Origin of the sequence: Streptomyces spinoverrucosus (assembly GCF_015712165.1) — a bacterium.
GTDB lineage: Bacteria > Actinomycetota > Actinomycetes > Streptomycetales > Streptomycetaceae > Streptomyces > Streptomyces spinoverrucosus_A.
In genome coordinates, this window is sequence record NZ_JADPZX010000003.1 from 435,389 (window position 1) to 456,831 (window position 21,443).

General features: G+C 69.5%; 17 protein-coding genes and 4 pseudogenes. 13 read left to right on the forward strand and 8 right to left on the reverse strand.

The features are described from left to right. Positions 1-125: 125 nt before the first annotated feature. The 4 genes and pseudogenes from I2W78_RS39465 to I2W78_RS39485 all read left to right on the forward strand — a co-directional run. The gene (locus I2W78_RS39465) at positions 126-335 is read left to right on the forward strand and encodes a hypothetical protein (RefSeq protein ID WP_307784055.1); all 210 of its coding nucleotides are present in this window, start codon (positions 126-128) and stop codon (positions 333-335) included. Between the two features lie 478 nt (positions 336-813). Beyond that, a complete protein-coding gene (locus I2W78_RS41540) occupies positions 814-1,470 on the forward strand; it encodes a hypothetical protein (protein ID WP_196465563.1) in 657 nt (218 codons plus the stop codon). 724 nt (positions 1,471-2,194) lie between these two features. Beyond that, complete coding sequence (locus I2W78_RS39475) at positions 2,195-3,196, forward strand: DUF6192 family protein (RefSeq protein ID WP_196465564.1); 1,002 nt, start codon at positions 2,195-2,197, stop codon at positions 3,194-3,196. A 461-nt stretch (positions 3,197-3,657) separates the two neighbouring features. Beyond that, a pseudogene (locus I2W78_RS39485) lies at positions 3,658-4,543 on the forward strand (IS5 family transposase); the annotation flags it as partial. A gap of 20 nt (positions 4,544-4,563) precedes the next feature. Here the strand turns inward: I2W78_RS39485 and I2W78_RS39490 are convergent. The 3 genes from I2W78_RS39490 to I2W78_RS41815 form a co-directional block, all read right to left on the reverse strand. Then, positions 4,564-5,517 carry an erythromycin esterase family protein gene (locus tag I2W78_RS39490; protein ID WP_196465565.1) on the reverse strand — a complete coding sequence of 318 codons (954 nt, stop codon included), beginning with the start codon at positions 5,515-5,517 and terminating at the stop codon, positions 4,564-4,566. Positions 5,518-5,876: 359 nt separating this feature from the next. Next, positions 5,877-6,356: a nuclear transport factor 2 family protein gene (locus I2W78_RS39495; protein WP_196465566.1), complete on the reverse strand. Its 480-nt coding sequence runs from the start codon at positions 6,354-6,356 to the stop codon at positions 5,877-5,879. Positions 6,357-6,428: 72 nt separating this feature from the next. Continuing rightward, entirely contained in the window at positions 6,429-7,028 is a 600-nt protein-coding gene (locus I2W78_RS41815; RefSeq protein WP_196465567.1) for a PIN domain-containing protein, read from the reverse strand. A gap of 610 nt (positions 7,029-7,638) precedes the next feature. On the opposite strand from I2W78_RS41815, the gene I2W78_RS39505 reads away from it, so the two are divergent. Then, entirely contained in the window at positions 7,639-8,526 is an 888-nt protein-coding gene (locus I2W78_RS39505) for a septum formation family protein (RefSeq protein ID WP_196465568.1), read from the forward strand. A gap of 317 nt (positions 8,527-8,843) precedes the next feature. On the opposite strand, the gene I2W78_RS39510 is transcribed toward I2W78_RS39505, so the two are convergent. Continuing rightward, the gene (locus I2W78_RS39510) at positions 8,844-9,728 is read right to left on the reverse strand and encodes a TniQ family protein (protein ID WP_307784056.1); all 885 of its coding nucleotides are present in this window, start codon (positions 9,726-9,728) and stop codon (positions 8,844-8,846) included. Positions 9,729-9,754: 26 nt separating this feature from the next. After that, positions 9,755-10,009 (reverse strand): annotated as a pseudogene (locus I2W78_RS39515) (ATP/GTP-binding protein); the annotation flags it as partial. A gap of 233 nt (positions 10,010-10,242) precedes the next feature. Here I2W78_RS39515 and I2W78_RS39520 point away from each other — a divergent pair. From I2W78_RS39520 to I2W78_RS40985, 6 genes are all read left to right on the forward strand, one after another. Beyond that, the gene (locus I2W78_RS39520) at positions 10,243-10,701 is read left to right on the forward strand and encodes a hypothetical protein (RefSeq protein WP_196455831.1); all 459 of its coding nucleotides are present in this window, start codon (positions 10,243-10,245) and stop codon (positions 10,699-10,701) included. A 451-nt stretch (positions 10,702-11,152) separates the two neighbouring features. Further along, positions 11,153-12,475, forward strand: a complete 1,323-nt coding sequence (locus I2W78_RS39525; protein ID WP_196455829.1) for an ATP-binding protein — start codon at positions 11,153-11,155, stop codon at positions 12,473-12,475. Positions 12,476-12,551: 76 nt separating this feature from the next. Next, positions 12,552-14,390 carry a Mu transposase C-terminal domain-containing protein gene (locus I2W78_RS39530; protein WP_196455827.1) on the forward strand — a complete coding sequence of 613 codons (1,839 nt, stop codon included), beginning with the start codon at positions 12,552-12,554 and terminating at the stop codon, positions 14,388-14,390. After that, a complete protein-coding gene (locus I2W78_RS39535) occupies positions 14,387-15,130 on the forward strand; it encodes an ATP-binding protein (protein WP_196455825.1) in 744 nt (247 codons plus the stop codon). The genes I2W78_RS39530 and I2W78_RS39535 overlap by 4 nt, the downstream gene beginning before the upstream one ends. Next, a complete protein-coding gene (locus tag I2W78_RS40980; RefSeq protein WP_230887106.1) occupies positions 15,127-15,486 on the forward strand; it encodes a hypothetical protein in 360 nt (119 codons plus the stop codon). Before I2W78_RS39535 ends, I2W78_RS40980 begins: the two co-directional genes overlap by 4 nt. Before the next feature lie 152 nt (positions 15,487-15,638). Further along, the gene (locus I2W78_RS40985; RefSeq protein WP_230887107.1) at positions 15,639-16,241 is read left to right on the forward strand and encodes a hypothetical protein; all 603 of its coding nucleotides are present in this window, start codon (positions 15,639-15,641) and stop codon (positions 16,239-16,241) included. Between the two features lie 73 nt (positions 16,242-16,314). Here I2W78_RS40985 and tpg (I2W78_RS39545) read toward each other — a convergent pair whose 3' ends face one another. Further along, the gene (gene tpg, locus I2W78_RS39545) at positions 16,315-16,836 is read right to left on the reverse strand and encodes a telomere-protecting terminal protein Tpg (RefSeq protein WP_196465569.1); all 522 of its coding nucleotides are present in this window, start codon (positions 16,834-16,836) and stop codon (positions 16,315-16,317) included. A 303-nt stretch (positions 16,837-17,139) separates the two neighbouring features. On the opposite strand from tpg (I2W78_RS39545), the pseudogene tap reads away from it, so the two are divergent. Continuing rightward, positions 17,140-19,394: pseudogene (tap, locus tag I2W78_RS39550) on the forward strand (telomere-associated protein Tap). A gap of 10 nt (positions 19,395-19,404) precedes the next feature. Next, positions 19,405-19,963 (forward strand): annotated as a pseudogene (gene tpg / locus I2W78_RS39555) (telomere-protecting terminal protein Tpg). A gap of 514 nt (positions 19,964-20,477) precedes the next feature. Here the strand turns inward: tpg (I2W78_RS39555) and I2W78_RS39560 are convergent. Further along, positions 20,478-20,849, reverse strand: coding sequence for a DoxX family protein (locus I2W78_RS39560; RefSeq protein ID WP_196455818.1), 372 nt, complete (start codon positions 20,847-20,849; stop codon positions 20,478-20,480). Positions 20,850-20,903: 54 nt separating this feature from the next. Next, positions 20,904-21,443, reverse strand: a 540-nt coding sequence (locus I2W78_RS39565; protein ID WP_230887108.1) for an SDR family NAD(P)-dependent oxidoreductase, incomplete at its 5' end; no start/stop codon positions are given.

Sequence of the window (21,443 nt, forward strand, 5' to 3'; positions counted from 1 at the left end):
GGTATGCCATTTCCCGCAAGGTGATCTTGGGGTCCATGAGGAGGGCAGCTGTGTACGCAGTAGTTCGGCGCTACGAAGGGGTGACCGACCCTGCCGAGGCGGGACGCCGAGTGAACGAGGGATTCGTGCCTATCCTGCGCCAGGTCCCCGGATTCGTGGCCTACTACTGGGTCGACGCCGGGGAGGGGGTGATGGTCTCTACCGGCGTCTTCGAAGACCAAGCCGGGGCCGAGGAGTCGACCATGAGGGCGGCGGACTTCGTCCGGGCCAACCTCGCCTCGCTGCTCCCCAACCCTCCCCAAGTCGCGGCCGGCCAGGTTGTGGCTGCTGGGTAGGGACCTGCGCAGTGACGCTGGACCCCACCTACCCCCGATCGAATGATCTGGCCTTTCACGAAACTCCGGCCAGGGCGGGGCCGTGCTGCTCAGCGGGGAGGCCTCTCCCCGAGCGCACCGAACCTTTATCGTTTCCTGCGATTTCTGTATGTGTTCGAAGTGAAGAAGGCGGAGCGCTGTGCAGCATGCGCACCGTGTCTCGGGTCGTCGATGCTGTACCCCATCGCGTCAGCCCGGTGTGTCTGCCGGGGTTTCCGCAGGCCCGACGGCTGCTGCCGCCCTCGTTAGAACACCGGGCGGGCGTCTACCGATTCCGCGGCGAGTTTTGGAGGCTGCGCCGGGGCATTCGTTGATCGATCCGGCTGTTTTGTCAGTGCCCGCTCCTACGGCCGCTGATGCCGGGCCGTTCGCGCCGGCTGCGGCCGCCCCGGGGCGTCAGCGAACAGGCCGCCGCCGCGGCTGTCGCCTGCGCCGCACTGTGGCTGCTGCCAAGCTCGCTACAGCCACCTGGCAGGCGGCCGTCCGCCTCTGGCCCCTGCTCGCCCTCCTTGCGGCGCTCGCTCTTGGCTACGCGGCCTGGCGGTTCCTGCGTGAGGTACGGGCCAAGAAGGTTCGAGCCCAGATGGTGGCCGGCTGCGGATCACGCTCGCTCAGCTTGCCGCCATGGACGACAGGGCCTTCGAATGCGCACTTCGTGACCTGCTCCTGCGGGATGGCTGGAACGCCCGGCAGGTCGGCCGGCAAGGAGACCAAGCCGCAGACGTCATCGGCGAGGACCGCCGGCGCGGCAGAATCGCTGGCCCGCCCGGACCGGCGGGCTCTCGACGACGTTTTTGGCAAAGACCTGGCGGGGGCAGCCGACGCCTCACTCGGTCTGCCGAAGGGCACCGCCGAGGCGGTCATCAAGCACATTTTGGAGATCTCGTACGGCAACTTCGGAATCCTCGACCGGGTGCTCTCTCGAGCGGCCGGCATCCTTCCCAGCAAGCCGTACCCCTCCTACCGCACGTGGACCGGACCCATGGTGGCCATCACTCAGGGCATCGTGGAGACGCTGTACGCGTCCGGCCTGGTGACGGGCCCAGAGGAGCCGCCGCCAGACGCCGAGGCCAACGCACGGAACCTCTGGGGGTGAGACCTCGAGCGCATCAAGAGGTTCGCGGACGACTGATGCATCCCGTCAGCCGGTGTAGTCGGGCGTGCGGCTACCGCACCTCCGCGCGCTGTGCGGAACGCCTGCCCGGCGGGGACGACTACTTCTGGATCGTCTTCGCCTCCGCTGCGACGGCTTCGGCCTGCCGCTGGCGGCGCATCGCGCGGGTCCCGTTACCGCTGACTAGGTGTTTTTGAACCCTGGCCATGAGATGCGTACGGCCGGATGATCTGGAGCGTGGGAGCTGGCGGGAAGGCCCGGCGGAACTGCCGGGAGTGCGGTCATCCGCTGCCCTCGGGTAAGGCGGCGGAGGCATCAGCGGACCCGGCAGCGGGTGATCGCGATGCAGCAGGGCGAACAGGCGGAGTGCCCGATGTGTGGCCGGTCGTGGACCGTGGGGGTGGATCGGTCGAAGTCAGCGGTGTACTGCTCCAACCGCTGCCGGGTACGGGCCTGCCGCCAGCGGCAGGCGTCACGGAACGCTGTTACGGAAACGCCGTAGTGCGACGCCTCGCGTTTCTCACCAACACCCCTTGCTATGCATGAGAGTTGATGCCATTCGGTGGATGCTTCGAGCGCCCCTGGTTTGCGCTCTGTCTCTGCATGTCGCGCCCGCGTCACCGTGGTCGATGGCCGGGGCGGGCTGGCCTTGCCGGTCACATTGTGGGTGGCCGGGCCGGACCTGGGGCACGGGATGGTGGCCATCATGGCTGACCGGATCGGGAACGTCACGCGGCAGCGTTACGACCAGCTCGTCACTCAGGCCAAAGAGCTGATCGCGCAGGTCACGAAGGCACAGTTCGCTCTCGGTGACATGGCCCTGGAGATCGAGCCCATGCGTCCGGTGGGCGGGTCGATGCCGAATGGTACGGACGACCTGTTCACTGTCACGGAGTCGTTGCAGATGTTCGCGGACGACGTCGGCGTCGCCCGGACGACCGTGGAGGACTGGCGGTGGACGGCGAACCGCTGGCCTGCGGACAAGCGCAAGGAGGGCGTGTCGTTCACTGTTCACCGCATTCTGGCGTCGGTCTCGGACGACGCCGAACGGTGGGCGGCGGCCGAGGACGCCCCGTTCAACCCGCGCACCGGCAAGCGGCAGTGGACGCCGGACGGCCCAAAGCGGCTGGTCGGGCGGCGGGTGGAGCGTCCGGTCACGGTCGATGAGAAGGTCCAGGCCGTCGCCGACCTCACCCGGGACGACGACGTCGCCGCTCAGGTGGCGGCCGACCTGTTCAAGCGTCCGGAGGTCACCGAGCACGTCACTCCGGCGGACCGGATGCGGGTGGTGACGGAGCTGACGAGGGATGACACGGTCGCCCAGCAGGTAACGACCGATCTGCTGCGCAGGCCGACGGTGGCCCGGACGGTGATGCGGGACGACACCGCACGGATGCTGGTCAACCGGGCCCAGTTCGACAACTCCGCCGAGACACGGGAGCGGATCCGGGAGACCACCCCGGCCGTGCGCAAGATCGAGCACACCATTGAGTACCTGGACCTGGTGGGCTCCTGCCATGGCTTCGTGGCCACCCTGGGCCGACTGGTCCCCCGGCTGCGGGGACAGGAGTTCACCGAGGACGAGCACGACACCGTCAGGCGGCAGATCGCCCGGGTTCGCGCCGCGGCGGACTGGTTGGAAGGCGCCGTCGACAACGGCGAGCTCACCCTGGACGAGCAGCTCGCCCAGTTCCTTCGGGGCGAATAGGCCATGGCCCGCCGCCAGGAGCCGCGACCGCTGGACGAGCACTACGGCGACCTGGTCCGTGTCGCCCTGATGGAGGCAAGACCGGCCGGCCTGCACACCGTCCAACTCGTTGCCGCGACCTGTTTGAAGAAGTCCCAGGTCCAGCGCGGTATCCGGCACCTTCGCGACGTCGGCGCCGCGGAGAACCTCACGCCCATCATCTGGCCACGCAGGGACGGCTACATGTTCGCCGACGAGCCCGCGGACTGGATCGAGTACGAGAAGAAGCAGCTCGCCCAGGTCCTCGGCCTCCTCACCCGGATGATCACGCGCACGCTCGCCCCGCACCTGATCCGATGCCCCGACGACGAATGGGCACAGCTGGTATCCGCCCAGCTCACCGGCGTGTCCGCGACCCTCGCCCAGCTCGCGAAGCAATCCTGCACGTCCCCTTCAGCCTTCGATCCTCGACGAGTCCCGCCATGCCGAGTCCTGTACGCCGTCGCCGCTACCCGTCCGACACCACCGTTGCCGAGTGGGCCCTCCTCGAACCGCTCCTGCCCGTCCCGGCCTGCCAGACCAAGACCGGCGGGCACCCCGAGGCCCCGGCGTCAGATCGTCGATGCCATCCGCTACATCGTCGACGACGGCGCCAAGTGGAGGGCCCTGCCCTCTGACTTCCCTCCGTGGGAGACGGTTTACGGCTTCTTCTGGCGCTGGAACCGCCGCGGCGTAGTGACCTACATCCGGGACCAGCTCCGCCGCCGTCTCCGCACTGGCCTGGGACGATGCCCCTATCCGGTCACGCTGATCGTCGACTCGCAGTCGGTCAAGGGCGCATCCACGGTGAGCCGGGCGACTCGCGGATTCGATCCCGCGAAGATGATCAACGGCCGGAAGAGACACGTCGCGGTGGACATGAAGGGCTTCCCCGTGATGATCACGGTGACGCCAGCCGACATGCAGGACCGGGACGCCGCCCGCGCACTGCTCTGGCGCCTTCGCCTCACCCATCCGCAGATCACTCAGGTCTGGGCCGACTCCGCCTACGCCGGCCAACTCGTCACCTGGGCCGAAGACTTCCTCCACATCACCCTCAAGACCGTCTCCCGCCCCAAGCGTGCAAAGGGGTCCGTCGTGCTCCCGCGCCGCTGGCGTGTCGAACGCACCCTGGGATGGATCATGAACGCCCGCCGTAACGCGCGCGACTACGAACGCCTTCCACAGCACAGCGAAGCACACCTGAACTGGGCACTCATCACCCTCATGGCCAGGCGACTGACTCGGAAGAAGCCCGTCCCCGGCTGGACGAAGAAGCAGGCACCCACCGGCTGTTCTATCGCTGCACGCTCTTGGACAGGTACATCGACGCCACTTGAAGAACAAGCTCAGCTCTTTGCATGGGAGAGGGCGCGGACCGGGGTGACCTCTTGCGTGTGGAGGATGGCGTCGAACCAGTCTGCGAGCGATCCACCGGAAAGGTGGTAAGCGGCATTGTCAGTGGGGTCGTAGTGAGGGCCGATCAGGCGCGTCTTGGCTGGCGTATCGAGCCAGGTCCGCACAGGAGCTGGGACATCGGTGTGCAGGTCCAGCAGGTAGGCGTCCAGCCCAGTGCCTCCGAGGACGGCGTCGGCGAACTCCGCCGGAGGGGGCAGGACAGGGTAGGGAGCCATGCCGTGGTGGAAGGTAAGACCGATGGAGACATAACCGGCCCCGAAATACTCGCGTAGGTAACTGCCCGCGTTCCGGTGTGTCAGCGGCGGGGAAGAGGGAGAGACAGTCCGCGGATTGCCGTTGACGGTGTGTGCGAGGCCACCCCAGTAGACGATCCTGTCGGCGGTGTGTTCATGCCACCGGATGGCGCCCTCGGCCAGACCCCGCTCGATGCCGGCCAGGCCGTCGAGCGGGGAGGTCTGGCCCTGGGGAGAGCGGGCGGCCCCGGCGAACCGAACCGGGTCATCGGGGTGCCGACGGTTGAAGGCGCGCATCCAGCGGATGACGTCGAGGATCTCCTCGGTCTGCCAGAAGGACCTGGCCTCGGACAGCATCACCCGCGGGTCCCCCGTTCCGGTCCTGATGTACTCGTCGAGTCCGACCCGTGACGCGTCGTCCCCTTCCAGCGCAAGTGAACGGAATCCCAGTTCCTCGACCAGCAACCGGACGAGCCTGTGCGAAAGAGCGGACAGTTCGTGGGCCTGGCGGGTCGAGGCACCGACAGCTACGACCTGGGCATCACGCACGATGTCGGCCACCGGTAGGAGGTCGGTCAACGGGGCTTCGGAATCGAGCGTGGTGAGGCGATGGGCGTGCTGCCCGATCCACTCGATCACCGTCTCGGACATGGCCAGACCTCCTTGTTCAGAGCGATCAGTTTCGGCATGCGTCCCCGGTCGCGGTGGCGCCGCACAAGCGGCCTCAGACATGAACCAAGGTTGAGCTCGACGACACATGCAGCGGCATGGGTCCAAGCCGCCAACCGCCACAGCCACAATCGGGATACGTACGCAGCTTGCGGACCCTTGAGATGTTCTTGATGACAACAAGCGCGCGAAGTGACGACGTTCGTCTCTGAATTCACATGACCAACCAGATCGCCACCTGCGGCTCCTGTTCAGGCCTCCATTCGAAAGCACCGCATGCCCCCGGCGGCGCGTCCCGACCTCCCCTTCCGACATACGGCAAGCACTCAGGCAGCGGTGCGTCACGCAACCGGCATCGGCTGGATCTCCGGGGGGAGCACGGGCGGCTCACCCGTAGTCCATATCGCCCGAACGGACATGCGACTGATGCGCCAGCCCTCGCGCATGCGCCGCAGTTCGGCCTCGTAGTAGCCGCCCACTGTGAAGAGAGGGTTGGCGTCTTGGCCGCGCTGTTGAAGGGTGGCGTCGTGGTGAACATGCGTCATCAGCGCATTCCAGGACGCTGTGGCTCTTCCCGAGACGGCCTCGACGTCAACCAGGACATCGGAGGCGATGTGCTGTGTGCGGGCGTACCTCTCGAGTGCCTCGTTGGTGTGCTCCATTGCTTCGATGCCGTCGGACGCGCCGATAGGAGTCACCGTTCGCACGTCGTCGGTGAAGTAGCTGCGGGCCCAATCGCCCTCGAACTTCCGCTCGTCCAGGGCTCGGAAGAAGCGGCTGATGAGCATGCTGATCTCGGTGTGATCCGTCTGCGTGGTCATGGCCAAAGCTTCCGTCCTCAACCGCACTTGAGGTCAAGATCGGAGCACGTCTGCCTCAGCGGAGTTTCGTCGTCACCGTGACGCCTTCGCGGAATGACCTATCCTGCCGCATGAGCAGTAATCGGCACCCTGACCTGCGCTTTGGACGTTAGAAACAGCTTCTGAGCTTGTTCTGCTCGTCCCAGTCAGGCTCTGGCCCGGGTCCTTCGCGGGCACCTTTGTGACCTCCAGACCAGCCGACCGGCCGCGGGTGTGCTGCCCGGTATCGCACGTCAGTAGCCGTACGTCGCGGGCGGCGAGAGCCTGGATAGCCACCGCGCGGTCAATGATCTCGTCATCAGTGATGGAGAGGCGTACGTGTCCGGGCTGGTCGAGAACGATCTCCACGCTGACTTCGCCGCGCCACTGATCGGTCTGCGCGCCAAAGTCCGCCTGGCGCAGGATGCCGAAGGCGGAACCGTTGAGCACCGCGTCCATGAGTCCGAGGGTGTGCGACGCCCGATAGCGCGCCCGGTGCTTTCCGGAGTCCTTCAGACCATCCAGTTCGTCGACCACGGCGATGGGAAACAGCAGACGGATAGCTTCCGGGCCTCTTACGTCAACTACTTTGTGCAGGTCTGCGTCGGCCGGCCCGACGGCAGGCTGGATGTAGAAGCTGGAGTCAGCGACCACAAAGCACTCCTGGCCGTTTCACCGCGCTATCTGCTTTTCCAGGGCTTCATCTGCCGCCTCGAAGGCCTGGAGACGCTCAGTGGCTTCTGGCTGGATTGGACCGTTCACGAGGCGTTCCTGCGCGCTGCCGGCCAGTGTTCCGCAGCTGCTGGGGAGGGACTGGTAGCGGCGAGTGAGAACCAGGCGGTCAATGTCGGCGTCGCTGATCTGGCAGCGGAGGCCGCCAGCCGTGACGGTTGCCCAGTTTAGGTAGCGCATCAGCCAGGAGAAGGCGGTCTCCGGTCCGGCTCCTAGCAGGTTTCCGACCGAGGTAGGGCATGGCGCAGTGCTTCACGGATGTTCCTGCGGTCGGTGCCCGGTCGAGGTGTGATGAGCATGCCGCAGATCCTGCGCCCTTGCGTGCGTCCCGCCACGCGCCACGCGCCCGCGCCGCTGGGCTGTTACTGGGGCCGTCCCGGCTCCCGCCTGCGAGCAGCCCGGATACAACCTTCGCGGCCCGTCGTGAGTCAGAGTCGCCGCGATGAGTGAGGGGCCTGACGCAACCGGGCCACAGCAATGGCATACGATGCGCGCGACCCTCATAAAGATCACATAAGAGGATGTGCACGTCATGGCATTCCGTGCCCCGTACCGTTCCCGTCGCGGCATATCCGCCGTTGCCGCCCTGCTCGCGATCGGCGCGGTGGGATGCTCGGACGTCTCCGACGCCGTCGACGGCGCCAAGGACAGCGCGAAGAAGGTGGCTCGCCAGCGCTCGGTGTTCTCACTGGACATCGGCGACTGCTACAACCCGAACGGCAAGGCCGAGGGGACGGCGTACGCCGTCGAGATCGTGCCCTGCGATGAGGCCCACGAGGGCCAGGTCGTCGGCGAGTTCACGATCGACGAGGGCAAGGAGTACCCCGGCGACGACGGGATCTCGACGATCGCGGACAACCGCTGCCCGGCCGAGGCACAGAAGTACGCCCCGGACACCTGGGCGCTGCCCAAGGGCGTCGCCCTGTTCTACTACACCCCGACCAAGGAGAGCTGGGCGACGGGTGACCGCGCGGTGAGCTGCACCTACACCGCGGAGAAGGGCACGTTCGCCGGTTCGCTGGACACTGCGAAGTCCCTCAAGCCCGAGCAGAGCACCTACCTCAAGGGTTCGAACGCGGTGTACGAGGCCCTGTGGGCGAACCAGCCTGAGAAGGACACCGTCGAGGACGACCTGCCCGGCTACAAGGCGCAGGCCAAGGCCGTCGCGGCCGCCCTCGACGCACACGTCAAGGGCCTGGACGGCATCGAGGGCACCGAGGTCGGCAAGCTCCGCGCGACGCTTGCGAAGGCGGCCGGGAACTGGAAGAAGGCCGCGAACGCCGCCGACGCCGACGCGTTCTACATCGCCTACGACCCGGCGTTCACCGACATCGACCCGAACAAGTCGGTCGCTGCCCGCAAGGAACTGGGCCTGGCCACCACCGTCCCGGCCGACGAGGCGGAGGTCTGGGCGGGCTGACGATCCGTCGGATCAGCGGGGCGGTGTCCGTCAAGGACCGGCCCCGCTGTGGCGTAGCTGTCGTGGTTGCTTAATGATCTTGGTTGTGACCTGCTGTTGCTCAGTTGTTCTGAGTGGTGGTCTGTTGGGTGGGTGGGGGTTTACGCGGAGTTGAGTGTCCGGCGCCGAGGGGATACGCGGGCTGAGCTGGTGTTTGGGGCTGCGCAGTGAGCTGGGTGGGGCGGCGGTTTTTACGCAGTGTGGTTGGCGCGCCTGTAGGTACGGGGACTTGTCGGCCGGTCTGCTGAGGTCAGGGCGGCGAGGGTATGTGGGTTGGTTCAGCGGGTTGCCAGGCGTTGCCAGAGCAGGTCGTGGTCGGCGGGTGCGAGGCGGGGCAGGTGGAGGCGGCCGGCGAGGTCGTGGAGGAAGGCGGTCTGCTGGGTGCGGGTCAGGGGGTACGGCGGCAGGCGGTCGAGGGCTGCGGCGAGGGTGAGGGTCTCGGGGTAGGTGATCAGGCTGCGGCAGGTCAGGGCGGGGGAAACCGGGCCTGGGGTGAGGTGGGGGTTGGCGGCGCGGAGCCGACGCAGGCGGGTGTGCCAGCGCTGGTGGAGGTGTTGGTGGTGGTCGTACCAGCGCGTGGTGATCGTCGATGCCCAGCTCAGGGAGACCGCCGTGGGTGGGCGGCGGGCGGTGCGGCGGGCTCGGGTGAGTTCGGGGACGGGGCGGATGCCGAGGGGGGTGCGCTGTCTGGGATCGCTTGAGGCTTGCTGGTGGCGGGTGCAGATGAGGGCCCGGGGCAGGTCGTGTGCCGGGTGGATCCACGCGGGAGTTGCCGTGTGCGGGCTGCGGCGGATGATGCAGGCGGTGCATGCCGGCAGCGGCTGCATTGCGGGCTCGACCGTGTGCCAGCGAGCGGTGGCGGCGTGAGCTGTGCCGATGGCGGCGGGCGGGGGCCGGCGGGCCAGGGCGCGGGCGAGGTGTGCGGGCGGGATGCGGGTGAAGAGGGACAGGCGGCGGGCGGCTTCGCTGCTGAGGTGGATATCGGTGGCGGGCGGGCCCGTTGGGGTGCCGGTGGCGGTGATGTGCAGGCCGTCGAGGAGCTGGGCGGCACTGAGGTGGTAGGCGGTGGCGAGGCGGGTGAGGTAGGAGGCGGTGGCCTCGCGGGGCAGCGGCGTCACGCGCAGTGCGCCGGGCGGGGCCGGCCACATGGTGCTGGCTCGCACGGCGGGGCGGCTCGCGGTGGAGGTGGTCACCGGCTGCCGAGCCGGGTGCGGCGGGCGGGGGTGCGGGGCCGGTATTGCTCCTCGGCGAGGTGGTCCAGCGCGATGGTGTCCAGCAGCGTCTTGGTGATGCGTTCGCTGCTGTCCAGGATGGCTTCGATGGCGGCCTGGCGGATCAGGCGGGCCAGGCTGCCGATCCTGCCCGCGGTCCGCTCGTGCAGGTAGGGCGCCAGCCTGGGCAGGCTGCCCGGCCGGTGCGCGTTCAGGTCAAGGGCAGCTGTGAGTGGGCGCATTGGTGGCAGTGGGTGGGTGTCAGCGGGGGCGGGATGCTGGGTGCCTGCTCATGGGGATAGCTGCGGGCAGGTCCGCTGTTATGAGGTGACCAAGCGGCTGCTGTTTTTCGACCAGTGTGGGGTAGGTCGGCTGTCGTGGAGGTGGCTGTTCCTATCGTTTGAAGGACAACCGCGGCGACGCCCGTGAGACTCGGACGCGGCAGTGGACTGGCGAAGGAGCTCCGGTGAGGACACCTGACGGGCTGGATGAGTTTCGCTGGCGGTGGATGCTTCTTCGCCGTCCGAGGACCGAGTGGTTCTTCCTGCTGCACGCCGCGACGCGGCCTGCAGGTTTCCAGGACATTCGCGTCTACGGGCGTGACGGGATATCCGATGCGCGGCTCGTGTGGAAGGTCTGTCACGAGTGCGAGCGGGGCGTCATCTCGAAAATCTCGCTCTCTCCAGAGGTGCAGCGGCAAGGTCTTGGCACACGCCTCGTCGACAGGGCACTCCTGGACGGTCCCGGCTATCGCTGGACTACCAGCAGCCAGTCCCCGGATGGTCGGGCGTTCTTCCGGGCGATGACGGCACGCACCGGCACCGAGTTCGCGGCAGGAGCCCGAACATGCGAGCACATCCTGGAGAGTCGACCCGGACGCCACAAGCCAATACTGGACCGACGCCTCCACCGGGTACGTCGCTGACTGCCGGCGCCCCACCCCGACGGGGGAAGAGTCGCTGGGACGTCTTCTTGTCGCAGGCGCTGTTTGAGGGGGCGAACGTCACCCCCGGCGACGAACCGGACGCGACGTAATCTCGCCACCGGTCGCGCCTGGCCTCTCCCGTACAGGCAGCTACCACCGAGTTGGCAGCTCGTAGAGACTTGCTGAGCTGCGATGGCAGTTGCCACCACTGCTGGCGTGCAGGTGCTTCCGTAGGTGGGCCAGGTCAGTACAGGGCGATGTCAGCGGGGTGGGGTGCTGACACCAGTCCATGGGGCCGGGGCGTGGAACTGGTTGCTGTCATGGGGTGACCAGGTGGCTGTCACGGTGTGGCTAGCAGATTGCGGTTCAGCCGTGTTGGGTTTGCCGGTTTTTGTGTGGATGGGTGGCCGGGGCGGGTGGGGTTGACTGTGTGACGGGTTCGGGAACCCCGGTGGGGGAGACGGTGCCGGGTCCGGCTGCTTCGGCGGATGCCGGGCGGGTGGAGCGGGCTGTGGTGGTGCGGCGGCTCCTGGCGGTGGACCGGGAGGGCGGGTTGTCGGCTCTGCACGTGCGGATCACGGCCGGTTTGGCGGGTGTGTCGGAGCGGACGGTGTGGCGGTGGCTGGAGCAGGGGCGCCGCGGCCGGGTTGAGGCGCGTCCGCGGCAGGGCGGGTTCGTGGTGGGTGACGCCTTGTGGGAGGTGCTCACGCAGGCCGGTGGGAACGTCGCCGAGTTGCGTCGCAGGATGCTCCGGGCGCAGGACGAGGGCGTGCTTCAGCGGTGGGGTGTGGAGGTGGTGCCGTCCTTGGCGACGCTGCACCGCGCGATCAAGGACGAGCTGCGTGCGGGTCGGGTGCTTCCAGTCGCGCGTGCGGCGTCGGGCCGGGTCGAGCCGAGCCGGTACGACCGGGCTCTGGCCGAGCTTGGTTTCGCGGACGGGAAGGACGGTCCGCCTGTCGTGGACGGCCCGGCTGCCGGGTCGTCCGGCACGAGCGGTGAGGGTCGGACCGACGCGGCTGGGGTCGGCGTCCGTTCTGGTGGGGTGCGGTTGTACGCGCCGGGAGCCCGCCTGGTGTCCACACGGCAGGCGGCCGGGGTGGTGGAGGCGGTGGGGCATACGGTCGCGGCCCGGGGGATCGGCTGTGTGTACGGGGATACGGGACTGGGGAAGACGGTCGCGGTCGAGCAGGCTCTGCATCTGCTGCCCGGCCGGGTGCCGGTGTGGCGGGCTGTCGTCGGGGTCAGGCCCGGTCTGCCGCAGGTGCGGGCCGCGTTGTGCGAGGCGCTGGGGCTGCCGTCGGGGGCGCTGACGCACCGGGCCGGGCCGGCGGACCAGGCTTTGGCGGGTGCGCTGGCCGAGCCGGGAGTGCTGTTCCTCGACGACGCGCAGCGTCTGACGACGCCGGTGCTGGACTACCTGCGGCAACTGTGGGATTCGCCGGGCTGCGCGGCCGCCCTGGTGCTGTGCGGGGCGGGTAGTGAGCGGGCGCTGGCCCGGGCGGCGGCCATGCGTTCCCGGGTTCTGACCTGGCATCAGGTCACCCGGCTCGATGCGAGCCAAGTGCCGCAGACGCTGAGCCTGTTCCACCCGGTGTGGGAGGACGCGGATCCGGCCGATCTGGTGCGAGCGGACGAGCAGACCGCCCGCGGCAACTTCCGCACCTGGGCGAAGATCACCTCGCATGTCTGCGCCGCCCGGGGCCATGACCCCGGCACGCGGGTGGGACGGGACGCGATCGACCAGGCCTGCGCCCGGCTCGGTCCGTACCCGTGACTGACCCGTCTCGCGGGCTTGGGCACACCAGGGCCGAAGACAATCCCTCACCTCGCTCGAACAAAGAGAAGGCACGATGACGGACAGCAGAACGGAGAACACCGGCGCCAGTCGCGGCCTTGACGGTCCGGGCGGGCAGGCGCTGCCACCGCCGGGGGACCCGGCAGGTGTACTCGGGGAACAGCCGCTGGTCGCGCTGCGGGCACCTGCGGTACGCCGCCTGCTGGCGCTACGGGCCCAGGGAGGCCTTTCGCGGCAGCACGTGCGGCTGGCGGGGGAGTGCCTGGGGGCATCGGAGCGCACCGTGTGGCGGTGGCTGGCCGAGGCATCCCAGAGTCCGGCAGCGGCCGCGCACCCTGGAGCCCGCCACACCGGCCGCTTCGAGATCACCTCGGAGATCCGGGTGTTGCTGGCGTACTGGCACGGCAACGCCTCCGCAGTCCACCGCCAGCTCCTGGCGCGCGCCCAGGCCGAGGCGGGAGGCGTACGCCCGCCGGTGTCCGGCGCTGCCGCGTCTGTGCCGCCGGACCCGGTGGCTGTTCCGGGCGGGGCGGACCTGCCGCAGGTGCCATTGCTGGATCCGGTCCCGTCGTTGTCGACGTTCCTGCGTGCGCTGCGCCGTGATCTGACGGCGGGGGAGCGCGCCGGCCTTGCCGTGGGACTGGAGGCAGCGCGGGCCCATGACGTGTTCGGCAAGCGGCCGGCGTCCTGGCGCAACTACGCCTGGGAGACCGACCACGTCCAGGCCCCGCTGCTGGTCGACGCCGACGGCGACCTGGTGCGCCCGTGGATCACCTGGTTCATCGACACCTCCACCAAAGTCATCACCGGTACCGCGGTCACCCCGGGCCATCCCTCCCGCGCGTCGGTACTGGCCGGCTTGCGCGCCGCAGTGGTGCGGGACGAGCCCTACGGCCCGGCCGGGGGAGTGCCGGAGCAGGTGAGGATGGACCGGGGCAAGGACTTCCTGTCGGCCGCCGTCATCACCGCGCTCGGCGCGATGGGCGTGACGGTCAAGGACCTGCCCGCCTACAGTCCGCACCTGAAAGGAACGGTGGAAAACCTCAACCGCGCCGCGGACCGGATGCTGTTCGCCGCCCTGCCCGGCTACACCGCCGGTCCCACCGGGCCCCGCTCGGGCCGCCGCGGACGCGCCGCCGGTTTCCAAAAGGCGGCATCCCCTCTGTCGTTCCAGGACTTCACCGCGGAGGTCCTGGAGTGGACAAACTGGTGGAACACCGCGCACCGCCCGAAATCTCTGTCAGGCCGTACACCGCTGGAGGCGTGGCAGGCCGATCCGACGCCTGTGACCGACATCCCCGCCGCCGACCTGTGGGCCTTCACCCTCGAGGACGACGGTCGACCTCGGAAACTGACCAGCCACGGCGTGAGCTGGCGTGGCCGCACCTACATCGCCGCGTGGATGACCGGCCAGGCCGGCCGCCAGGTCCGCGTGCGCTACATGCCGCACCACGACCACGAGATTGAGGTCTGCGACGCCAAGGGCCGCCACCTCGGTCCGGCGCACCTCGCGGACGCGGCCACCCCCGAGCAACTGCAGGCGCTGCGCGAAGCACGGGCGGAGCGCGCCCGGCGCCTGCGAGCCGATACGAAGGCCGCCGAACGCCTGCGCCGCCAGCGACTCGCCCCCACCACCAGCGCGAAGCCCGCCCAGCGGCTGGGAGCCGTCACGGCCGGCCAGGCCGACCGTGAACTCGCCGCCGATGACTACACCGACGTGGCACGGCTCGCACTGCCGGATCTGATCCCGCCCGCCCCACCCCCGGCGCACTGGCGCACCCCGCCCGCCCTGGCGGCCGGCACAAAGCCACCCCCGCCTGCTCCCGCTCCCGTCGACCCGCCGGTGGACGCTCCGCTGGCATCTGGCACCGACCCCGCAGGAGACACCTGGTGACCGCGGCCGCCTACCAGTACGTTGACCTGCCCGACGCGGCCGTCGTCACCACCCGGGCCCTGCTGGCCGCGCGGGAGAACATCACGGACACCGTCGCCGCGCGCGCGATGATGTGCATCCACGGCGGCGCCGGCTTCGGCAAGACCCTCGCGGTCAACACCTGCCTGCACGAACTCGAACCCGGCGAGGACGTCCGCCGGGTCACTTTCCGCGCCCGCCCCACCGCCCGCGCCGTGCGCTACGAACTGTTCACCGCCCTCGACCTGCCCGGCGAACCACCGCGCCATCCCAGCGAGTTCGACCGCCTGCTGAAGAACGCCCTGGCCGAACACCCCCGCACCTTCCTCGTCGACGAGGCCCAGTGGCTCAACGGCGAGGCCTTCGAATACTTCCGCTACCTCTGGGACGAACCCACCACCCGCTTCGCGGTCGTCTTCGTCGGCGGCGAGGGCTGCCACACCGTGCTGCGCCGCGAACCGATGCTCTCCTCCCGCGTCTTCATCTGGCAGCACTTCACCCGCCTCACCCCCGACGAAGTCCAGCAGGTCATCCCCCTGTTCCACCCGGTCTGGGCCGACGCCGACCCCGACGACATCGCTTTCGCCGACAGCCACGCCGCACACGGCAACTTCCGCGCCTGGGCCCAGCTGACCGCCCACACCCGCACCGCGCTCGCCCGCACTGGCCGGCCCCGGGCGGACCGGGAACTGCTGCGCTGGGCCTTCAGCCGCCTGGCATGACCACCACCCGCCGCACCCCGCCGCCCGTCACCGTCGTCATCGACCGCAACGATGACGCACTCCACACCCACACCGCCCTGGCAGCCCACGATCCCGCCGCCGGCCGGATCACCCTGCACCCCGGGCCGGGCACCACCAGCGACACCGCTCTCGCCCACGACCTCCTCGCAGCCCTGGGCAAACCGCCGTTACTGCCAGGCCGCTTCCCCGCAGGCCGACAGCCAGCATGGGAGGCCGCCATCGCTTGGATCGCGGCCCTGCCCATCACCCGGCTGACCGTCCTGCGCGCCCACCGGCTCACCTCTCGCCGCGCCGAACGTCTCCTGCACTTGCGCGCCTTCACCGCATCGGCCTGACTCTGGTCTGCCACCGCCCCCACCTGCCCGCGGCCCTGCATCAGGCCCTGCAGAGGGTCGACCACACCGTCACCACCGACTTCCAGGCCGCCCGCCGCCACTGCTACGGCACCCCGGCCGCCGTACCCCCGCCCGCGGACGAACCCGGCCAGTTGGCAGATCGGTGGCTTACCCTGCCCGCGCTGGACCGCCTCGTCTCCTACGACAGCCCCGTCTCCTGCACTGCCCCGTGCACACCGCCACCGATCACCTTCCGGCACCGCCCGCCACCCACACCCCTCACCCAGCAGACAGCCCGGGGAGCCGTCCGACGTCTGGCCGCCGCGACCGCCCACCCCCGCCTGGCCGCAGCCCTTGCCGCCACGCTATTCACCGGCGCCTCCTTCCAGCAGCTCGCCACCGCCCGCCCCGGCGACTACGACGACGCCGCGGCTACCCTGGCCCTGCATGACCGCGCCCGCTACACCGACGGCTGCGCCACCCACCCCGTGCCCCCGTGGGCACGCTTCTTCCTGAAGGCCGCCGTGCGCTTCGCCCGGCTCGCGCCCGGCCAGGACCAGCATCTGCTGGCCGCCCCCCATGACCGCACTCACCTGCTGCGCGTGGCGGAGACAGCCAGGCTGCGCCCGCCGCAGCCGCCCGTCGGCCAGCGCATCGGCCCTGCCGGCCGCATCCAGTGGGACTGGCGCGAGTGTAAGGAAGCACAGCGCTACGACGCGATGCTGACACGGCGCCGGGCCTCGTCCCCGCCTTGAGGCCGGACCATGGCCCCGATCCCTCACGGGGGAAGGGAGTGGTGCTGCGCGCTACGGCGGGCCGGGGGAGCGATCAGCAGATGGTGAACTCGGCGAACTCCACGTCGGTGAAGGCGATCCCCAGGCCGTGGCCACGCCGGCCTCCGTCCCGGAAGTAGGCGTGCCCCAGCGCGCGGGCGAGGATCACCATCTGCTGTTGCTCGCCCGCGCCGGCATCGCGGGCGGCGAACAGTTCGCGGGCCACCTCTCCCGACAGGTACTGGGTGATCAGCCTTACCCGCGGGTCGTCCGACGAGCCTGCCGGAGCGGCGAATCCGAACCGCGCCCTGGTGTAGAGGACAAAGCCGTCGGTCTGGGCCCGGACCCGCTGGCGGGCCCGCACCCGAGGCTGCCAGCGTGCCCTGACGGCCTCATCGATCATCCCCGCGTGCACTGGACTGGGTTGGCGGCGCATTCCCGATCTGGTGGTGGTCCACCGCTGCACCGTGCGCTGGGAGATCCCCAGAAGGACGGCCACCTTCTTCGTGGAGCCCTTTTCCGTCCTGAGCAGGAAACGGACAGCGGCGTCGCCAGTAGGCACGGGACGGCTCAGCAACGCTCGCTCAAGCCCCTGACGATCTCACCCATGCCTGCCTCCCGAGCGTTCTACCACCGCGATGGCTGCCGCACACCGGCCGTCTGTACTCCCAGATTTCTCACGCCAAGCCGCTCCCTCCGGCCAGTTCGGGCATCGCCAGGACACCACTGCGGATCCTCGGATAAAGGATCTGCAGCAACCCGAGCTCCAGGACCTCTTCCGGCGGTCACCGTGCACTCCAACCGATGTTTACGCTATCCGTACGCATTTGGTACGCGAAACGTGCGCCTATAGTTAGGGTTGCGGAGCAGGAGGTGCTCCATGCCTGAGCTGTTCGACGCGGTCGATGCGCTGGTCGCGTCCCGCTCTGCACTGCCGCCACCGGCGGAGCGCAAGCGGCTGCGCGCCGCGCATGGCCTGACCCTGGATGAGGTGGCCGAAGCACTGCAGGTGCGGCGCGCAACGGTCAGCGGCTGGGAGGCCGGTAAGACCGAGCCCAGGCCGCCGGAGCGTGACGCGTACGCGCGCCTGCTCGCCAAGCTCGCGGAGCTCTACCCCGCCGACTCCAACTCTGCGGCGGCCGCTGAGGACACGGCTGTTCCGAAGACCTTCGCGCATGTTCCCGCCCCGGTTCCGGAAGCGCGGCTCGTATCCACAGCTCCGGCCTCCGAGGCTGCGGACATGACCGCCGAACACAACACCCAGACCCGCTTCACCACCAACGCTGCTGCTCCGGAGGGCGCGTCGCGTCCGGTGGCCATGCCCAGGCCATCGTCGACGTCGCGCCGCCCGGCCGGGCGGAAGGCCGCCCCGGCGAACACTCCGGCCGGCAGCGCGGACCCGCGCTTCGTCAACGGTCCGCTCGCGGTCGTCGACGTGGATGACGACGGCCAGGTCCTCGCGCACTGCGTCGGCGGCTTGGTCCTGGACGTGCCCGCCAAGTCCCTTCCGTCTCTGGTCGACTGGACCTTGAAAGAGGCCCGGCTCGGGCAGCCGAAACTGTCCGGCCCGGGCAAGGACGCCGACCCGCTGCTCGTCCTCACCCAAGCCGCGGTGGAGCGCTATGGCTTGCCGGTCGCCCTCACCGAAGAAGAGCGGCTCGCCGGGCGGATCCCGGAGGGCCACAAGGCCGTCAAGCAGCTGGCCCGCGCGGAGTGGAAGCTGACCAAGAGGGGTTTCGGGCCGTGGGCGCGGATCTACCGCCCGGCCAAGGGCTCGGAGCGGGCCTGCGTGCAGCTGTGCATTCCGTCGTGGCACGCGCTGGACTCCCGTCACTGGGCGGGGCCGGGCAGCTGGCCCCGGCGGAACTGGCCCGGATCCTGGGCGTGTTCGCGTCCCGGGTGATGACGCCGCGCGGCTCCACCGCCGTCACGGGCCTGGAGCTGATGACCGCGCTGCACCCGCCGACCCACGCCGTGCGTGACGAGGCCACCGGCGGCTTCAGGAAGTCGGAGACTAAGACGCCGGGCTCGCTGGGCGAAGATCCGGTCGACTGCGCGCCGTGCGAGGCCCCCGACGGGCACCCGCTGCTCAAGGACTTGCCCCGCTTCCACGTCCGCGGCCCGGGCGAGAAGCTGTTCGAGGAGGCCTTCGACTGGGCGCGCCCGCTCACCGACGCCGAATGCATGCGCCGCAACCTGGTCGGCCTGGACGTCAACATGGCGTTCGCGGCCGGGGCCAACGGCCTGGTCGTCGGCCTGGGCGAGCCAACCCGTGTGAAGGCGCCGGTGTTCGATGCGAAGCTCCCGGGGAGCTGGCTGGTCGACCTGTCCCACGTCGACCTGTCGAGGGTGAAGGTCGCCAAGGACAAGTGGGCGGAGCTGGACGCGAGTCTGCTGCCCAGCCCGTTCACGCCGAAGGGCGAGCGCCCTGAGGGGTCGGCCTGGTACGCGACGCCGACGGTGGCGTACGCGGTGGAGCTGGGCTACGAGGTGCGCCCGATGGAGGCGTGGGTGCGCTACGAGAACGGCCGTTACCTGGACGGCTGGTACAACCGGCTGCGGGACGCGTTCCTCGCCACGATGGCCGACCTCGGCGTGCACGCCGACATGGCGCCGGCCGACTTCCTGGCGGCGATGGACGGCTGGCGCGGGCGGGACCCGCAGCTGGCGATCGTCGTGGACGCGGTCAAGGCGACGGTCAAGGGCGGCCTGGGCAAGCTGCGCGAGCGCCCGCGCGGGGAGGGCTGGAAGCCCGGCGAGCCGTGGCGGGCCCTGTCCCGCCCGACCTGGCGGCCGGACATCCGCGCGGCGGTCATCTCCCGCACGCGGACCAATCTCCACCGCAAGATCGTCAAGCATGCGGCATTCACCGGCCAGTACCCAGTAGCGATCCTGTCCGACTGCGTTGTGTACGCGGCCGACGGCGAGAGCCCGCTGGACTTCCTGCCCTACCGGGACGGCAAGCCGCTGCCCGGCGGCTTCAAGCTCGGTATCAACCCGGGCCTGGTCAAGCACGAGGGCACCCAGACTGTCCTGTGGGGCGAAGAGGTCCGCGAGCGCTTCAACGCTCCGGAGCTCAACCTCGCCCGGTACATCAAGGACGGCACCGTCACCGACCAGGACACCGGAGAGTAGGCAGACCGCGATGAGCCTGTTCGGCAACGGCCTGGACGCCGCGGTGCAGAAGGCGTTCACCCGCCCGGCGCCCAAGAGCGCGGGCGCACAGATGCGCTACCTGGTCAAGCAGCTCAAGGGCACCAAGGCCGTCGCCCAGATACTGCGCATCTCCCAGCGCACCGTCGAGCGGTACGTGAAGGACCAGTTCAAGAAGCCGCGCCCTGACCTCGCCGCCCGCCTGGAGACCGAGGTGAAGAAGCGGTGGCAGCCACAGATCCGCGCCAAAGCCCGGCTGCAGGCGGCCACCACCGGCGGCATCGTCATCGACACCCGCGCCCGCATCGGCTACACCGCGCCGATCGGGTCGACGGACGAGGACCGGCTCCGGCACCTGACCCGTCGCCCTGCCGCCGCAGTACGCCGCCCGCCTCTTCGACGCCCAGGAGCAGGGCGCCACCGACCAGCAGCTCCAGCAGATCGCCGCCGAAGCACTCAAGGAGGTGTACTTCCAGGACCACGGCCGCCGCGCCGGCCAGCTGGAGGATGTCCGCTTCACCGACATCGCGCACTTGGAGTTCGACCTTTGACCCACCGTCGCCTGGAAATCCGGGGCAGGTTGCTGTGGTCGGGACCACGGCGTACGGGCTTCGGCGGGGCTTCCGTGCCGTGCTGCCATCAGTGCGGCGGCGTCAGGCGAGGGACGTCGGCGAGGGAGAGGTCGGGTCGGGGGCGATGCCAGCGTGCAGGGTGGCGCCACCGGCCGGAGGCACACCCGGTCCTCATCGACGGAGGCCAGGGCCCTGAACCCGTCCCATTTGGGTTATGCGCTGTTGAGCTGTCCACGGCTATCGGCCAGCGTCATGTCGATCACAGGGTGGCGGGTGCACTTCACCCGGCGAGACCTCGCGTGGCCGGGAAGTGAGCCCATTCATACGGGAGTTCAATGCGCTGTTCGACGGTCTGGATCAGCGGCTGGATGACCTGGGCGTGCCCGAAGGTCAGCCGTTCCTGATCAGTCCGGCGGCCGAGTACGACCTCGCCTTGCGGCCCGGCCGGCGTGGTCGCGGGCCGGCCGCTGTGAAGGGACGGGAGACCGGGTGGTCAGAAGGAATAGGGCCCGAACCGGCCCCACATGATGACCGCGGCGACGATGAGCAGGATCGCGTTGAACCCGATGGCCTGCGGCTCCTTGCGGCGGGCGTGGAGGCCCATGGCCAGGACCATGATCACAGCCAGGCCGGTGGCGGCCAGCGGGGTGAGCACGGTGGCGATGTCGAAAGCGCCCGGCAGGATCAGCCCGAGGGCGCCGGCGAGTTCGGCGACGCCGATCAGACGCACCACGGGTGTCGAGACGTCACTGACCCACGGCAGCTGGGACATGAGCTTTTCGCGGGGCTGGGTGGACTTGGTGACGCCGGCCGCGACGAACAACGCGGCGAGGACGCCCTGCAGGATCCACACGAACACGTTCATCGGAGCGGAGACCTTCTTCTTCGGATCCGCCGCGGCGGATGAGGAGTGATCGGGTCAGGCTTCCACGGGGGAGAGCTGGGAGGCGTCAGCCGGTGAAGACGCGCTCGGCTTCGTCGCGCTGGGTGTGCAGGTCCCAGTAGAGAGGGGCGATGTCCTCGGCCTCGGCGGTCGGGATTTCGGGAGGGCCGCCCGCGCCGATCCACACGCCGATGGCGACGTGCGCGGCCTGGATACCGGTGCCGGCCAGCTCCTTGTGCAGGTTGAGCGCCCAGTTGCGCAGCGCCGCCTGGGCGGGTTGACGTTGCCGAGCATCGGGATGGGGTCGACCGAGCCGGCGCCGTTGGTGAAGAGCAGGGTGCCCGCGCCGGCCTCACGCATCGCGGGCAGGACGGCCTGGGTGGCGGTGATGGCGCTGTTGAGCAGGAAGTCGATCCATCCCTGTACATCGGAGGGGCTGGTCTGGGACGGGGAGGTGAGGTTCACGGAGGCGATGCTGGGAGCGGGGGAGTGCTCCAGGACGTCGATGCCGCCGAAGCGGGTGGCGGCGTCCTTGAGGGCCTGGGTCAGCGCGTCGTGGTCGCGCACGTCCGCCGG

Excerpts from the sequence above, each read along its gene's own strand:
- I2W78_RS39475 (WP_196465564.1), top strand. The coding sequence starts at position 2,195 with ATGGCTGACCGGATCGGGAACGTCACGCGGCAGCGTTACGACCAGCTC.
- I2W78_RS39490 (WP_196465565.1), bottom strand. The coding sequence starts at position 5,517 with ATGTCCGAGACGGTGATCGAGTGGATCGGGCAGCACGCCCATCGCCTC.
- I2W78_RS39495 (WP_196465566.1), bottom strand. The coding sequence starts at position 6,356 with ATGACCACGCAGACGGATCACACCGAGATCAGCATGCTCATCAGCCGC.
- I2W78_RS39505 (WP_196465568.1), top strand. The coding sequence starts at position 7,639 with ATGGCATTCCGTGCCCCGTACCGTTCCCGTCGCGGCATATCCGCCGTT.
- I2W78_RS39530 (WP_196455827.1), top strand. The coding sequence starts at position 12,552 with ATGACGGACAGCAGAACGGAGAACACCGGCGCCAGTCGCGGCCTTGAC.
- I2W78_RS40980 (WP_230887106.1), top strand. The coding sequence starts at position 15,127 with ATGACCACCACCCGCCGCACCCCGCCGCCCGTCACCGTCGTCATCGAC.
- I2W78_RS39560 (WP_196455818.1), bottom strand. The coding sequence starts at position 20,849 with ATGAACGTGTTCGTGTGGATCCTGCAGGGCGTCCTCGCCGCGTTGTTC.